This is a genomic window from Actinophytocola sp. NPDC049390, assembly GCF_044466355.1.
GTDB lineage: Bacteria > Actinomycetota > Actinomycetes > Mycobacteriales > Pseudonocardiaceae > Actinophytocola.
The window spans coordinates 143,917-159,065 of sequence record NZ_JBITMQ010000012.1; the positions used below are offsets into that span (position 1 = coordinate 143,917).

Consider the following 15,149-nt stretch of genomic DNA (forward strand, 5'->3'; position numbering starts at 1 on the left):
GGAGCTCCGGTAGCGCAAGCGCTTGCGCGAACGCGTGGAACAGCGAGTCGGTGCGGTGTGCCACGTCGGCCTGGTCGCGGTGGGCGCCCGCGACGAGCAGCGTGGCGGTCGGGATGGCGTGGAACAGTTCGAGGCCGAGGCGCGCGGTGAGGCGGTCGGAGCCGGGATGCGGGACCTCGATCAGCAGGTCGGAGGATGCGCGCAGCAGGACGCTGCCCCACCCGTACGCGGTGTCGGTGAGCAGCGTGAACGGGTCGCCGTGGTCGTCGGTCGCGGGTGACGTCCGCAGGGGGAGACCGTCCTGGCGGGGTGTGTCGCGGGTCAGCGCGGCGTGCAGGACGGCGACGGCCTCGGCACGTTCCTCCGGGGTCGGCGTGCGGTACTTCGCGGCCATGGCCCGCAGGTGACCGACGAGCCATTGCTGCGGCATGTCACCAGTACGTCAAATCTTCGCGATGCTGTCCAGGTGAGCATCGAGAACGGTGCGCATGAGATCGGGTGTCATCCGATCGGGCTGGATGACACCGTTCGTCATCAACCCGTCGAGCAACGCGGTGAGGCGTTCGGTCTCCACCTCGATGTCCACGTGGTCCGCGAGGCCGCCCAGGTCACGCGACCTGGTGAGGACCTTCCCGACGAGCCGCCGCGTGCCGTCGTACAGGTCGCGGACGTGCGGGCGCAGCTTCGGGGTGGTGCGGGCCTGCGTGGCGAAGGCCAGCCAGACGGCGCTTTCCGTGTACCGGGTCTCGTCGAGGGGGAGGAGCTCGCCGAGCAGGTCGGTCGTGCGGGCGCGGCGTTTCTCCCGGTCGGACTCGGCGATGGCCAGTTCGGCGTGGGCGAGGATCCGGGCGCCGATCCGGTCGACCAGTGCGCGGAGCGCGAACTGGATCATCTCCTCGCTGTTCGTGAAGTAGTGCCGCACCGAGCCGACGGCGAGGCCGGCCTCCTCGGCGATGTTGCGCAGCGAGGCGTGCGCGAGCCCGTCGCGCACCACGATGGTGAAGATCGCTTCCGCGACCAGTCGCCTGCGTTCGTCCGGGTCCACGATCTTCGGCACGTTGCCTTTATAGCACAGTCTTGCTAATTTACTTGGCACAGTCGTGCTAAAAAGGAGGGGCAATGCACACGCTCGTCGTGGTCGGACTCGTCATCGTCGCGGTGGGGTACACGATCGTGCGTCGCACGATCGGTGAGCCATTGAACGCCCGGGACCTGTTCGGCACGCCGGTCGTGCTGCTCGCCGCGGGTGGCTACGGCCTGGCGAAGGTTCCGTACGTGACGGGCGTCGACGTCGTCTGGCTGGCGGGGACGTCGCTGGCCGGGCTGGCGTTCGGGGTGTGGCGTGGTGCGACCGTGCGACTGATGGTCAGGGACGGTGCGTTGTGGCAGCGCTATCCCGTGCGGACGTATCTCGTGTGGACGGTGTCGCTGGTCGTCAACGGTGGCCTGGGTTTTCTGGCTGCGCGGGCTGGTGCGCACCCCGACGCGCGTCCGCTGGCGCTGTCGATCGGCGTCGGACTGCTGGGGGAGGCAGTCGCGGTGGGCGTGCGTGCGATGTCGACCGGGGTGCCGTTCTCGCCGGAAAGCCGGGATGACCGGCGGAAGTTCGCTTCACGCGCGGACTTCCAGCAGTTCGAGCGGCAGCCGGGGCTCAGGGACGGCGTCGCGTGGATGTCCCGCGCCGCCTGGCGTCGGTGAACGACGCGGGGTTCGTCGCGGCCTGAGGTCAGCGTGGGGCGGCGAGGATGCCGTCGAGCATGCCGGGGAACAGGGCGTCGAGGTCGTCGCGGCGCAGTGTGGTGATCCGGGAGGTGCCCAGCGGGCGGACGTTGATCACGCCGGCTTCGCGCAGGATCCGCAGGTGGTGGGTGCGGGTCGACTTGGTGACCGGCAGGTCGATGGCGCCGCACGCGACGCCGTCGCAGCCGATGCGGGCGAGTTCGCGCACGATCCGCAGGCGGACCGGGTCGGCGAGCGCGTGCAGCACCGACTCGATCCGGATGTCTGATCGCGCCGGGTGCGTGGGCGTCTCCGTCATGACTCCATAGTACGAGAGGCATCGTAGTTTGACGATTGTCGTAGTACGGTGTCGATCGTACTTAGGGAGACCACGGGGAGAGACATGTCGCCACGTACTTACCTGCTCGCGCTCGGCGCCTTCGCCATCGGCACCAGTGGGTACATCGTCTCGGGGGTGTTGCCGGAGGTCAGTCACGAACTGGACGTCTCGGTGGCCACCGCGGGACAGCTCGGCACGGTGTTCGCGATCGCCTACGCCATCGCGTCACCGCTGCTGGCCGCGTTCACCGGCCGGTGGGAACGGCGTCGGCTGCTGGTGATCGCGCTGCTGGTCAGCGCCGTCGGCAACGCGCTCGCGGTGATCGCGCCGACCTACGAGCTGCTGCTCGGCACCCGTGTCGTCGCGGCACTCGGCGCCGCGGTGTACACGCCGGCGGCGACCGTGGTCGCCACCGTGCTGAACCCGCCGGAACGGCGTGGCCGGGCGGTCGCGATGGTGTTCGGTGGGCTCACGTTCGCGCTGGTCATCGGGGTGCCCGCGGGCAACCTGCTGAGCGCTCCGCTCGGCTACCACGGGGTGTTCGCGCTCGTGGCGGCCGTGTCGGTGGCCGGTGCGGTCGCGGTCCGGCTCGGGGTGCCGACCGTCGAGGCCCCGCCCGCGGTCGGGTTGCGGGAACGGTTCGCGGTGGCACGCGACCCCCGGGTGCGGCGCATGCTCGGGGTGACGGTGCTCGGTGTGCTGTCGGCGATGGCGGCGTTCACGTACGTGGCGCCGTTTCTGTCGGAGACCGCCGGTGCGCACGGCAGCGTGGTGAGCTTCCTGCTGCTCGGCTACGGAATCGGGGCGAGCGTCGGCAACTCGCTCGGTGGCCGTGCGGCCGACCGGTTCGGGAGCATGCCGCCGCTGTACGTGTCGCTGGGGGTCGCGGTGGCGCTGCTCGGGACGTTGCCGTTCACCGCGACCACCGTGCCCTCGGCGGCCGTCGTGATGTTCCTGTGGGGCATGTTCACGTGGGCGTACAACCCGCCCGCGCAGAACTTCCTCATCGGGCTCGCACCGGCGAACAGCGGGTTGGTGCTGTCGCTGAACGCGTCCGCGATCTATCTCGGCGTGGGGCTGTCCGGCGTGTTCGGCGGTGTGGTGATCAGCACGGTCGGCATCCGCGCGCTGCCGCCGATCGCGGGCATCGTCGCGCTGCTCGCGGCGGGGCTGCTGGTGCTGGTGTCACGCCCGGTGCGTGCACGCGCCGTCGACGACGGTGGCCAGGACCGGGAGGTCTCGGAGCTCGTCCGGGGGTAGGGCGGCGAGGTCCCGGCCGGCCAGCACCAGGTCGGCCGGGTCGCCCACCGCCACGGTGGTGCCGCGTCCGCCCGTGCCTGCCGCGACCGCGACCTCGAGCGGCAGGCACTGCTCGGGGTGCCAACCGGGCCGGTCGTCGTCGGTGCGGGTGACCGCGGAAGCGATGGCGTCCCACGGGTCGAGCGGCGCGACCGGCGCGTCGGAGCCGAACTCGAGCGTGGCGCCCGCACGGTGCAGGGACCCGAAGGCGTAGGCGCGGTCGGTGCGACCCGGCCAGTGGCGGTCGGCGGCGTCGCGGTCGTCGGGCTGGTGCGCTGGTTGCACGCCGGCGACCACGCCCAGCGCGGCGAACCTCGGCACGTCGGCCGGGGCGAGGAGCTGGGCGTGCTCGATGCGGCCACCGACGCCGAGCCGCTCGAACGCGTCGAGCGCGAGGGCGTTGGCGCGGTCGCCGATCGCATGCAGGGCGAGGCCGATGCCGTTGTCGACGGCCTTGCGGAGAACAGGGAGGAGCTGGTCGAGAGGTTCGAGAAGCTCGCCGTGGTGGCCGCCGTCCGGGTAGTGGTCGTGGCAGTAGGCGGTGCGGGTGTTGAGCGAGCCGTCCATGAAGATCTTCAGCGGGCCGACCGTGAGCCGGTCACCGACCTGGTCGCCGGTCCGCAGACCGCGTTCGATGGTCTCGTCGAGCAGGAACTTGGCGATGACGCACCGGATCCGTGTCGCCGGGGTGCTTCGACGCCGCCAGTCGGCGACCGTGTCGGAGTACTCGTAGTCGGCGATCGTGGTGACGCCGCGTGCCGCGGCCGCCTCGGTGGCGGCGAGCACCCAGCGGTCGGTGACGTCCGTCGAGGGCGTGGGCAGCGCGGCGGTGAGCGCCATGCACTGGTCCTCGATGAACACGCCGGTCGGGTGGTCGACGTTCGCCAGGCGCATGGCGGCGGAGCTGAGCCACAGGGTGTGCAGGTCGTTGCTGAACAGGGCGACCGGCTGGTCCGGGAGCACGCGGTCCAGGAGCGTCTTGTGTGGACGGTCGGGCCAGAGCGCGGCGTGGAAGCCCGCGCCCTGCAGCAGTTCGCCGGGCGCCGCGCCGGCGGCCGCGATCAGGTCCGCCGCGTGCGCCGCCGACGTGGCGTCGGCGAGGGAGACGCGTTGCCGGGAGCTGGCCCACTGCAACAGGTGTGCGTGTGCGTCGACCAGGCCGGGCAGCAGGGTGCCGCCTGCGCCGTCGACGACCTGCGCGCCGTCGACGGGCAGACCGGGTGGTTCGACCGCGACCACCCGGCGCCCCTCCACGCGCACGTCGGCGCGCCGTCCGGTGAACCCGACCGTCACATCACGCAGCAGGAGAGCCATGGGGTCATCCAAGAACACCTGAGCGCCGGAGCGCACGTGTGTGGTGGAACCCACACGATCGGGGACGCTCCCACCGGATCAGAAGTCCTCGTCGAAGGTGACGGTGCCGGTCACCGCCACCTGGTAGGCGGACACGCGGCGTTCGAAGAAGTTCGACAGTTCCTGGACGTCCTGCAGCTCCATGAAGGCGAACGGGTTCCTCGACCCGTACTCCGGTTCGAGACCGAGTGCGGCGAGCCTGCGGTCGGCGACGTGCTGCAGGTACTCACGCATGTCGGACGTGGTGAGCCCGGCGACGCCGCCGGTGAGCAGGTCCTCCGCGAACTGGGCCTCCGCGTCGACGGCCTCGCGGAGCATCTGCCGCACCTGCGCGTGCAGCTCGTCGTCGAACAGGTCCGGCTCCTCGCGGCGCACCGTGTCGACGACGTCGAACGCGAACGCCATGTGCATGGACTCGTCGCGGAACACCCAGTTGGTGCCCGAGGCGAGGCCGTTGAGCAGACCACGGGAACGGAGGAAGTACACGTAGGCGAAGGCACCGTAGAAGAACAGTCCCTCGATGCACGCCGCGAAGCAGATCAGGTTCAGCAGGAACGCCCGCCGGTCCGCCCGGGTCTCGAGCCGGTTCAGGTGCTCGATCGAGTCGATCCACCTGAAGCAGAACTCGGCCTTGTCCCGGATGGACGGGATGTTCTCCACCGCCGCGAACGCGGCCGCTCGTTCCTGCTCGTCGGGCAGGTAGGTGTCGAGCAGCGTCAGGTAGAACTGGACGTGCACGGCCTCCTCGAACAGCTGGCGTGACAGGTAGAGCCTCGCCTCGGGTGCGTTGACGTGCTCGTACAGGTTCAGCACCAGGTTGTTCGCGACGATCGTGTCGCCGGTGGCGAAGAACGCGACGAGCCGGTTGACCAGGTGCCGTTCGGCGTCGGTCAGCTTGGTCAGGTCGGCGAGGTCGGAGTGCAGGTCGACCTCCTCGACCGTCCACGTGTTCCTGATGGCGTCCCGGAAGCGTTCGTAGAACAGCGGGTAGCGCATCGGACGCAGCGTCAGGTCCATGCCGGGGTCGAGCAGCACCTGCTTGCGGGCGGTGTTCTCGAGCGTGGTCACTGGCATGCCTCACAGGACTCGGGGTTCTCCAGGGAGCAGGCGACCGCGTCCGCGGGGACCGCGGTGCTGACGGTCGCCTGCTGGATGCGGGTCGCCGGGCGCGACCGCAGGTAGTACGTGGTCTTCAGGCCGCTCGCCCACGCGTACCGGTACATCGACGACAGCTTCCCGATGGTGGGCGACGCGACGAACAGGTTCAGCGACTGGCTCTGGTCGATGTAGGGACCACGTGCGGCGGCGAGGTCGATCAGCGCGCGCTGCGGCAGTTCCCACGCGGTGCGGAACAGCCGCTTCGCGTCCGCGGGCAGCCCCGCCAGCCCCCGCACCGAGCCGTCGTCGCGCTTGAGCTGGTCGCGAGTGGCCGCCGTCCACAGTCCGTGCTTTTTCAGTTCTGCCACCAGGTACGAGTTGACCTGCAGGAACTCGCCGGACAACGTCTCGCGCTTGAACACGTTGGACACCTGCGGCTCGATGCACTCGAAACAGCCCGCGATCGACGCGATCGTGGCGGTCGGCGCGATCGCCACCAGCAGTGAGTTGCGCAGGCCGTGCTCGGCGACCTTCTCCCGCAGTGCGGCCCACCGGTCGGACTGCTTCGGCGTGATGCCCCACAGATCCGGCTGCAGGTCGCCGCGCGCGGCGCGGGTCTGCGCGTACGCGGGATGCGCGCCGGCGGACGCGGCCAGGTCGGCGGACGTCTCCAGCGCGGTGAGGTAGACCTCCTCGGCGAGCCGTGTCGACAGCGTGCGCGCCTCGTCGCTGTCGAACGGAAGGCGCAGCGCGAAGAACACGTCCTGCAGACCCATCACGCCGAGCCCGACGGGTCGCCACCGCGGGTTGCCGCGCGCGGCTTCCTCGGTGGGGTAGTAGTTGATGTCGATCACGCGGTCGAGGAACGTGACCGCGGTGCGCACGGTGTCCCGCAGCCGCGCCCAGTCGATCTCGCCGTCCGCCACGTGCGCGCCGAGGTTGACCGACCCCAGGTTGCACACCGCGGTCTCGTCGTCGGACGTGACCTCGAGGATCTCGGTGCACAGGTTGGACAGGTGCACGACGTTGCCGGGCTCGGCGGTCTGGTTGCAGGTGCGGTTCGCGGTGTCCTTGAACGTCATCCAGCCGTTGCCGGTCTGGGCGAGCGTGCGCATCATCTTCGCGTACAGGTCGCGCGCCCTGACCGTGCGGACGGCCCGGCCCGCCTGCTCGGCGGCGCGGTACGCCTCGTCGAACGCCTCGCCCCACAGGTCCGGCAGCTCGGGCAGCTCGTCCGGGTCGAACAGCGACCACTCGGCGTCGGTCTCGACCCGGCGCATGAACTCGTCCGGGATCCAGTTGGCGAGGTTGAGGTTGTGCGTGCGGCGCGCGTCCTCGCCGGTGTTGTCCCGCAGCTCCAGGAACTCCTCGATGTCCGGGTGCCACGTCTCGAGGTAGACGCAGGCCGCGCCCTTGCGACGGCCGCCCTGGTTGACCGCGGCGACGGACGAGTCGAGCGTGCGCAGCCAGGGGACGATGCCGTTGGAGTGGCCGTTGGTGCCGCGGATCAGCGCGCCACGCGAGCGGACGCGTGACCACTGGATGCCGATGCCGCCCGCGAACTTCGACAGCCGGGCGACCTGCGCGTACCGCTCGTAGATCGACTCGAGCTCGTCGCGCGGCGAGTCCAGCAGGTAGCAGGAGGACATCTGTGTGTGCCGGGTGCCGGAGTTGAACAGCGTCGGCGAGCCGGGCAGGTACGACAGGCTCGACATGAGCCGGTAGAACCGGATCGCCTCGGCCGGCGTGTGCGACAGTCCACACGCGACGCGAAGGAGCCAGTACTGCGGCCGTTCGAGCACGGTGCGGCTGTTGGGGTGGCGCAGCAGGTAGCGGTCGTGGACGGTGCGCAGCCCGAAGTACTCGAACCGCCGGTCGGCGTCGTGGTCGATGGCGTCGTCGAGCTTGCGCGCGTGCGTGGCGACGAACCTGGCGGTGTCGTCGCCGATCAGGCCGTGGGAGTGGGCGACGCTGATCGACTGGCTGAACGAGTGGATGCCGTGGCCGCGGACCTCCTTGTCGACGTAGGTGGCGAGCAGGCGCGCCGCGAGCTTGGAGTACTCGGGCTCCTCGGCGACCAGCTCGGCGGCGGTCTGGATGGACAGTCGGTCGAGTTCTTCCGTGGTGGCGCCGTCGTAGAGCCCGTTGATCGTCTTCGTGGCTACGCGTTGCGGCGCCACCGCCGGGAGTCCGGTGGCACAGCGCGCGACCGCGCGGACGATCTTGTCGACGTCGACCGGTTCGGTTTCCCCACTGCGTTTCCGGACACGCATGGTGTCCTGGATGGCGGTCACGTGTTCTCCTCGCTTTTCGGGCGCGCGAGAGAACCCCGACCGTTGGGGGTTGTCCCCGCACGCCCTCCCTCGGGGCAAGCGGACTGCACCCGGCCACGGGTGTGGCCGGGGGAGCGGGCAGGTCTTCGGACTTACGGGCAGACGCCTACTGACCGTCGCTTCCCGGACTCACGTCCAGTGCTTCGTGACGGCGTTCGTTCCCGTTCACCGCTGCGGGGCAGTCCCGGACTCCCACCGGGTTCCCTCTTGCGACGACCACCATGGCGCGATGGCCGAACCAGCTCGCGATCACTATACATAGGGTCTTGATCGAGAACAGCACCCATATGTTGTGTCGGCGTGTCGTGTTTCGTGGTTGTCCACAGCTCGCCGGGTTGTCCACAGCCAAGATCGACAACCCCGGGTCTGTCGCCCCCCGCTGGTAGGCTGGCAAGGCGGGTGGCCCCCGGGATCGGGTGGGGCCTGCGATGGCGGCGTTTTCGCGGTTCGGCGGTTTTGCCGGGTGCCGGACGTCCGGTCATGTGCCGCGTACCCGCGGGCACTACTTGAGCAACTGCCTGCGATCGGCGAGTTGTCCACAGGCAAGATCGTCAGCGGCCGTGTTGTCGGTGTCCGCCGGTAGAATTGGCGTCGGGGTGGCCCCCCGGGTTCGGGTGGGGGATGCCTGCGCAACTGTCCTGGGGCTCGGGTTTTCGAGCGTCACTCGCTCCGGCGTGGGACACCGTGCCGATCCGTCAGTCTCGCGTGAGCCGGTGCACCGGCTTCGGGTACGACGGCTGGAACGCCGCGGGCGCGCCGACCGTCGTGCTCGTCGTGCCGCAGGCTGCGTCCGCTGCCCGGACCGCCTCCGCGCACGCCGCGTCCAGCGTCGCTGGTGGCCACGCCACCCGCAGGTTGAACACCGCCCGCGCGTTCGCCGCCGTCGGCGGACCCGGTAGGTCGAGGGTCGGGGCCGCGCCTCCCGACGTCACGCTGCCCTTCGCCATGCCCGCCTCGGTCTCGACGCTGACTTTCGCGTGGCCCACCAACGTGCCCGCCGCCGCGCGGGACAGGGACGCGAGCGCCACCCGCGCCCACCGGCCCGGGGCGAGCGGACCGGTCACCGCGACCTCCTGGTTGAGCCACGCCAGCGCCGCCTCGGCGGCCGCGTACCGGTCGTAGTCCAACTCCTCGTCCGGGCGGTCCTCGGCGCCACCCGCCAGCCAGCGGTCCAGGAGAGCGGTTACCGAACCCGATCGCGCCGAGTACGGGATCACCAGCGCCGACGGGTTGCGCCGGGTCAGGTCCGACACCAGTGCCGGGACGTCCGCGCCCACCAGGTCCACCTTGTTCAGCGCCAGGACGTCGGCCTCCGCCAGTTGGTGTGCGTACAGGTAGGCCGCGTCGTCGTCGAGGCCGGCGGCCCACGCCCGCGCGAAAGCCCGGTACCGCACGGGATCCACGACCGTCGTCAGTGGCGCCACCGTCAGCGTGTCGCCGTGGTAGGCCCGCAGCGGGCGCACCACGGTCGCGCGCAGGTCGGTGCAGCTGCCCACCGCCTCGGCCAGCACGACGTCCGCGCCCGCCTCGACGAGCGTCGTCGTCACCTCGGCGAGATCGCCGAAACGGCAACAGAAACACCCGTCGAGCACCTCGCCCACCGCGTCCGTCAGGGTTCGCGCCAGTCGCGTGTCCACCAGGTCGCACCCCTGGTCGTTGGTGACGATCGCGGGCCGGTGGCCGCGGGCACGCAGCTCCCGTGCGGCCGCCAGGAGGGTCGTGGTCTTCCCGGCACCCAGGAAACCGCTCACCGGGACGAAGATGGCCATGTAATCGATTACCCCACAAGGTCGACGGTGAGGGCGGCGCCGGCTCGCACGGTCGTCGCGGTCGGCAGCGTGACCAGCACCCGGGAGCCCGTCTGCTGGAACGGAGAGCGCTCTCCCCGCACGGTCACGGTGCGGACCCGGCCGTCCACCTCGAACGCCAGCGTCGACAGGCGGACCTTGCCGTACCGCACCTCGATCTCACAGGTCTGCCTGCCGCCGTGCCGCTTCTGCCGGTACAGGCCCCACCCTTCGGCCGCTGTGAACGCCGCGCGGAAGTCGTCCGGCTTGATCTTCGGCGCGAACCCGAGGTGACCCCGTGGGCCGTGGTACTCGTAGCCGCAGACCGCGAGGTACACGCCGTGGCTCATCATCGCCCGCGCGTAGTGGTCGCTGCACTCGATCTCGTTGTACGGGTTGCGTTTCGCGGCGTGGTGCCGGTCGTGCACCGCCCGCGTCACGGCCAGGCCCTCCGCCACCATGCCCGCGCTCACCAGGCCGGCCGCGAACTGGTACTCCTGCCCGGTCCACACCTCGTTGAAGTACCCGACGACCCCACCCGCGCCCGCTTCGGTCGACCCGCCGTGCGGCCACGTGCACATCAGCGTGCCCGCCTCGCCCGGCATCGCGTACACGCGCGGGTCCGGGATGCCCGGCGGCCGGTACGACGCCGCGTCCGGTACGAAGTTGTTTCGGAAAACGCTCTCCAACGCGGTCCTGGCCTTGTCGGCGGGGAACACGCGAGGCAGTCCGAGCTGGTCGGCGTAGGTCTGCGCGTAGAGCTGGTCGATGTGGCAGCCGCGGTTGGAGTTCGGCGCGGTCGGGTGCGCGGGGTCGACGCGCTGGAAGAAGTACCCGTACTCGTCGCTCCAGAGAGCGCTCTCCAGATACGAGGAGCCGCGGTGGGCGAGCCGTGTGTACCGGGCCGCCGACTCCGGGTCGCCCATCTCCTGCGCCATGGCGGCACCCGCGTGCAGGGCAGCCACGTACAGGCCGCTGATCCAGGGGATCTCACCCCACCACTGTGCGTCGAGCGTGTTCCACTGGCCGCCCTCGAGGATGCCGTCGGCGTCGCCGTCCTGCGTGATCACCCACTCCAGGGCCTTCTGGACGGACGGCCAGACGCGGCGCAGGAAAGCGGTGTCCGGCGACATCTGGTGTTCGCGGTAGACACGCAGGACGGTGCCGCACTGGCCGTCGGCGAACCAGCCCTCGCCCGCTTCGCCGCGGTTGCCGATCTCACCGTTGGGGCGCAGTGCGATGCCCAGGTCGACGCGCTCGCGGGTGTCGCGTTCGAGGTCGGGGAACAGACGGGCGACGGTCTGGGCGTAGTTCCACACGTGACCGCAGGTGCCCGCGCAGCAGTAGATGCCCTCCCAGGCGTAGAAGCGGCCGTTGTCGAAGCGGAAGCACGTGCTGGTGGCCAATGTGGACGCCGGAGCGAGCGTGCGTTCCAGAAACCAGTGGGGCAGCGAGGAATCCGTGTACCAGGTGCGCACCCACTCACGGGTCTGCGCGTCGAGCCGGGGGAGGTGCGCCAGCGTGTGGTCGGCGACGGCGCGGGCGTCGCGGAACCGTGTCGCGTAGTGGTGGCGCAGCCGGGGTCCGTCACGCAGCCAGCCGAACGCGGTTGGTTGCGGGGTGGGAAAGTGCCATGCCAGCACGAACCGCGCCGACCGCGACTGTCCTGGCCGGACGGTCAACGGCACGGTGATGGTCGCGGCGGCGCCGCCGTCGGTCGACACGCGCGCCTGGTCGTCGGCCGCGGCGATGACGAACGTGCCGAACTCGGGAAGCCGCTCGATCGGGATCGACCGGACCGGCCGGTCGCTGAACACGATCCGGCCGACGTTGACGTGCCCCCAACCCGCGGCGATCGAGTCGACGACCTCGATGTGGGCGGTCCGTCCGTGCCAGCGGCTGACGTCGACCGACATGGCGGTCAGCGGTTCGATCTCGCGGCCGGTGAGACTCGCGACGGTTTCGCCGTCCACCACGACGTTCACGCACGTACGGCCGAGGTGCGCGCCGCCACCGACCCAGGCCGTCACGTACCGTCTGTCCACCTGGAACGGTCGGCTGACGAGGCGGCCCTGGTAGGCGTCCGGGTCGCCGGAGGCGCGGAAGTTGTACGACGTCGCGAACCGGCCGTCGACCGCGTTCAGGTCGTTGACCTCGCCGAACGGGCGGCGGAAGTCCGGCGGGCAGTCGGCGGGCGTGACCGGTCCGGCGCCGAACGCGTCGCCTTCGACGGTCCAGCCGTCGAAGGAGTCCCAGGTCTCGAAGACGACGTCCGGGCGGTCGGTGAACACGATCGCGTCGCAGTTGACGTGCGCCCACGGTCCGGTCGCGCGATCGACGATCCGGATGCGTGCCATCTTTCCCCGGTGAGCGCTGACATCGAGCATGACCGCGACCATCGGCTCGCTGTCGCGGCCGGTCGCGCTCGCCACGACCTGGTCGCCGACCACGACCTCGACGCCGGTCTCGCCCGGCCGGTTGCCGCCGCCGAGCGAGACCGCGACGTGGCTGCGTTCGACGGTGAACTCGCGGCTGGAGAGCGCTCCCCGACGGCCGTCGGGGTCGCCGGCCAGGCGGAAGTTGTGCGAGGTCACGAACGTGGTGCCGTGCACGAGGAGGTCGCCGAAGCGGCGCATGTACGCGGGCAGTTCGGCCTGGGTGGCGATGGTGAACGCGTCGCCCTCGACGGTCCAGCCGTCGAAACCGCCGGACTCCCAGTCCTCGAACACGATGTCGGTGCTGTCGGGTTCCTCGCCCGCGCGGGCGGCGAACTGGACGCCGCCGGGGAACGGGGCCGCGAGCAGTTCGGTGGGCTGTTGGCCGCGGGCGGTGAGGCAGACGGGGTTCTCGGACGCGCCGACGAACTCGACGTCGACCGCGCGGCTGCTCGTGTTGCGGACGGTGAAACCGACGGTGGTGGCGGGGATCGTCGAGTCGGCGGTGTCGAGCGGGATGAAGGGGGAGAACGCTTCCGCGGTGACGACGACCGGGCAGTCGGGGTCGCGGTAGGTGACCGTGCCGATGGGGTACTGGCCGACGAAGCGGACGTCGGCGAAGCCGTCGGCGTCGAGCGTGCGCGTCGTCCCGTTGACGTGTAAGGAGAATCCCTGCGCGAACGGGGACGTGGCGGTGAGCGGTCGCGCGTAGTGCGGGCCGCCGGGGGTGGCGCCGCCGAGCGGGAAGGTCGAGGGGTTGAGGATGTCCCACGCCCACAGCTTGCCGTCGCCCGCGAGGTAGACCTGGCCGCTGCAGCCGCCGCCGACGGGCATGCCGATGCGCTGGAGCGCGGGGCCGGTGTACTCGGTGGGTCTGCCGCGGCGGGTGAGGGCGGCGGGATCGAGGTCCTTGTCGGCGGGGACGGCGATGAGGCCGTCGGGATCGAGGCCCAGTTCGGCGGCAGCGGCGGCGGGGGCGGCCAGCATGCCGACGCCCGCCATGCCCATGGCGAGGAAGGTGCGCCGGGAGTGGCCCGCGGGTTCCTCGCAGCAGCCGCCGTCTGCGCAGCACTCGGATGCAGTCGTCATCGAACGCCTCCGGTAATCGATTACCCGGCAGCTTATGCGCATCGCCGACGAGGATCCAGCCTTGACTAACCGCCCGGGGTGGCGTAGTCGCCCCGGGCAGTGTCGCGATTGGACGGAACGAGCGGGCCTCAGTTCGTCGGATGCGTCGGCGTCGTGCCGGTGCTGACGAACTCGACGCGCTTCGCGGCCGAGACGACCTGGTCGGCGTAGCGTTCGTAGAAACGGGCCACCAGGGCCAGCGTCGTCGCGGTGGGGACGTCGTACGCGCACGGGTTCGCCGTGACGGTGGCCAGGACCTGTGCGTGCAGGTCGTCGACCAACCGGTCGGTGGCGTCCAGTTCGGCGTAGGCACCCGGGCTGGGGTCGCTCACGTGGGACTCCAGCGCGGTGGCCATATCGGCCGTGATCGTGCCCATCCTGTCGAAGGCGTCGCGCAGGTCGGGTGGGACGACGTGGTTCGGGTGGACCCGGTGGGCCGTGTTCGCGATGTGCTCGGCCAGGTCGCCCATGCGCTCGACCTTCTCGGCGCAGTAGATGGCGGACAGCACGACGCGCAGGTCGGTCGCCACCGGCGCCTGCAGCGCCAGCATCTGCTGCGCCCGTTCCTCGCACCGGTCGCGCAGGCTGTCCAGTTCCGCGTCGTCCACCAGCACCCGCTCGGCGGTCTCCTTGTCGGCCGTCAACAGCGCGTCCGTCGCCAGACGCATGGCGGTCGCCGCTCGTTCGCACATGTCCGCCAGCAGTGCCCGCAGTTCGGCCAGCTCGGCGTGGAACGTCTCCCGCATCACGTCACCTTTCCCGCCACGACGGCGTACCCCGGTCGCGGTCGTTCATGCGCACCGTCATGCGGGCGGGGGTGGCCCCGACCAGACTCGAATGCATGCGCATGGTCACACAGAACCTGCTTGGCCATCACAGGGACTGGCCACGCCGCCTGCCGGCGGCCGCCGACTGGTTCCGGCGCCTCGACCCGGACGTGGTGACGCTCCAGGAGGCGATCGCGACCGACGACCACGACCAGGTTACCGAGGTGCTCGGCGACGGCTTCCACGTCACCCACCACCCGCTGCGCGGGCCGGACGGCTCCGGCATCTCCATCGCCAGCCGCTGGCCCATCGGCGTGGTGCGCGAACTCGACCTGCAGGTCGGGCCGCGCACGGCCGACTTCCCCGCCAGCGCGCAGATCGCCGACATCCACTGGCCGTACACCGAGACGCCGCTGCTGCTCGTCAACCACAAGCCGTCGTGGGCCACCGACCTCGAGTACGAGCGCGGCAGGCAGGCGGTGCTCACCGCGGGCTTCGTCGAGGAACTGGTGGAGCGGACCGGCCAGCACGTCATCGTCGCCGGTGACATGGACGCCGTGCCGGAGGCCGACAGCATCCGGTTCTGGCGGGGCGTCCAGGCGCTCGACGGCACGAGCGTCAGCTACCGCGACGCGTGGGAGCTCACGCACGGCGACGAGCCCGGCCCGACGTTCGCGCCGTCGCTCGTCCCGATCGTCGACGAGCACTGGCAGACCGACCTCGACCGCCGGATCGACTACATCTTCGTCCGCTGCGGCCGCGCCGGGCCGACACTCAGAGTGACGAACTGTGCGCGAACGTTTGACACCCCAGTGGATGGGGTATGGCCCAGTGACCACTGTGGGTTGGTGGCGGACTTCGCTCCCGGCCGGTGAAACGGGTGAACGGCG

Annotated in this window: 11 protein-coding genes and 1 riboswitch; of the genes, 3 read left to right on the forward strand and 8 right to left on the reverse strand. The window is 70.7% G+C overall.

Going from position 1 to position 15,149, the window contains the following annotated elements:
- Positions 1-442: 442 nt before the first annotated feature.
- Positions 443-1,057 (reverse strand): TetR/AcrR family transcriptional regulator, encoded by a 615-nt coding sequence (locus ACIBVP_RS30420; RefSeq protein WP_396109807.1) that lies wholly within the window; start codon positions 1,055-1,057, stop codon positions 443-445.
- A 62-nt stretch (positions 1,058-1,119) separates the two neighbouring features.
- Between ACIBVP_RS30420 and ACIBVP_RS30425 the strand changes: the two genes are divergently transcribed.
- Positions 1,120-1,698, forward strand: coding sequence for a DUF1453 domain-containing protein (locus tag ACIBVP_RS30425; RefSeq protein WP_396109808.1), 579 nt, complete (start codon positions 1,120-1,122; stop codon positions 1,696-1,698).
- A gap of 28 nt (positions 1,699-1,726) precedes the next feature.
- Here the strand turns inward: ACIBVP_RS30425 and ACIBVP_RS30430 are convergent, their stop codons facing one another.
- Positions 1,727-2,038, reverse strand: coding sequence for an ArsR/SmtB family transcription factor (locus ACIBVP_RS30430; protein WP_396109809.1), 312 nt, complete (start codon positions 2,036-2,038; stop codon positions 1,727-1,729).
- Between the two features lie 84 nt (positions 2,039-2,122).
- Between ACIBVP_RS30430 and ACIBVP_RS30435 the strand changes: the two genes are divergently transcribed.
- Positions 2,123-3,319 carry an MFS transporter gene (locus ACIBVP_RS30435; protein ID WP_396109810.1) on the forward strand — a complete coding sequence of 399 codons (1,197 nt, stop codon included), beginning with the start codon at positions 2,123-2,125 and terminating at the stop codon, positions 3,317-3,319.
- On the opposite strand, the gene ACIBVP_RS30440 is transcribed toward ACIBVP_RS30435, so the two are convergent.
- The 6 genes from ACIBVP_RS30440 to phoU form a co-directional block, all read right to left on the reverse strand.
- Entirely contained in the window at positions 3,245-4,672 is a 1,428-nt protein-coding gene (locus ACIBVP_RS30440) for an amidohydrolase (RefSeq protein ID WP_396109811.1), read from the reverse strand. The two genes, ACIBVP_RS30435 and ACIBVP_RS30440, sit on opposite strands and share 75 nt — an antisense overlap.
- 78 nt (positions 4,673-4,750) lie before the next feature.
- On the reverse strand, positions 4,751-5,779 hold the full coding sequence (locus ACIBVP_RS30445) for a ribonucleotide-diphosphate reductase subunit beta (protein WP_396109812.1): 1,029 nt from the start codon (positions 5,777-5,779) through the stop codon (positions 4,751-4,753).
- Positions 5,776-8,103: a ribonucleoside-diphosphate reductase subunit alpha gene (locus ACIBVP_RS30450; protein WP_396109813.1), complete on the reverse strand. Its 2,328-nt coding sequence runs from the start codon at positions 8,101-8,103 to the stop codon at positions 5,776-5,778. Before ACIBVP_RS30450 ends, ACIBVP_RS30445 begins: the two co-directional genes overlap by 4 nt.
- 98 nt (positions 8,104-8,201) lie before the next feature.
- Positions 8,202-8,400: riboswitch (cobalamin riboswitch) on the reverse strand.
- A 437-nt stretch (positions 8,401-8,837) separates the two neighbouring features.
- The gene (locus ACIBVP_RS30455) at positions 8,838-9,911 is read right to left on the reverse strand and encodes a GTP-binding protein (protein WP_396109814.1); all 1,074 of its coding nucleotides are present in this window, start codon (positions 9,909-9,911) and stop codon (positions 8,838-8,840) included.
- Positions 9,912-9,919: 8 nt separating this feature from the next.
- Positions 9,920-13,453 (reverse strand): GH116 family glycosyl hydrolase, encoded by a 3,534-nt coding sequence (locus ACIBVP_RS30460; RefSeq protein ID WP_396109815.1) that lies wholly within the window; start codon positions 13,451-13,453, stop codon positions 9,920-9,922.
- Between the two features lie 128 nt (positions 13,454-13,581).
- Entirely contained in the window at positions 13,582-14,238 is a 657-nt protein-coding gene (gene phoU / locus ACIBVP_RS30465; protein WP_396109816.1) for a phosphate signaling complex protein PhoU, read from the reverse strand.
- 95 nt (positions 14,239-14,333) lie between these two features.
- Here phoU and ACIBVP_RS30470 point away from each other — a divergent pair, with 95 nt between their 5' ends.
- Positions 14,334-15,134 carry an endonuclease/exonuclease/phosphatase family protein gene (locus tag ACIBVP_RS30470; protein ID WP_396109817.1) on the forward strand — a complete coding sequence of 267 codons (801 nt, stop codon included), beginning with the start codon at positions 14,334-14,336 and terminating at the stop codon, positions 15,132-15,134.
- The last annotated feature ends 15 nt before the right edge of the window (positions 15,135-15,149 follow it).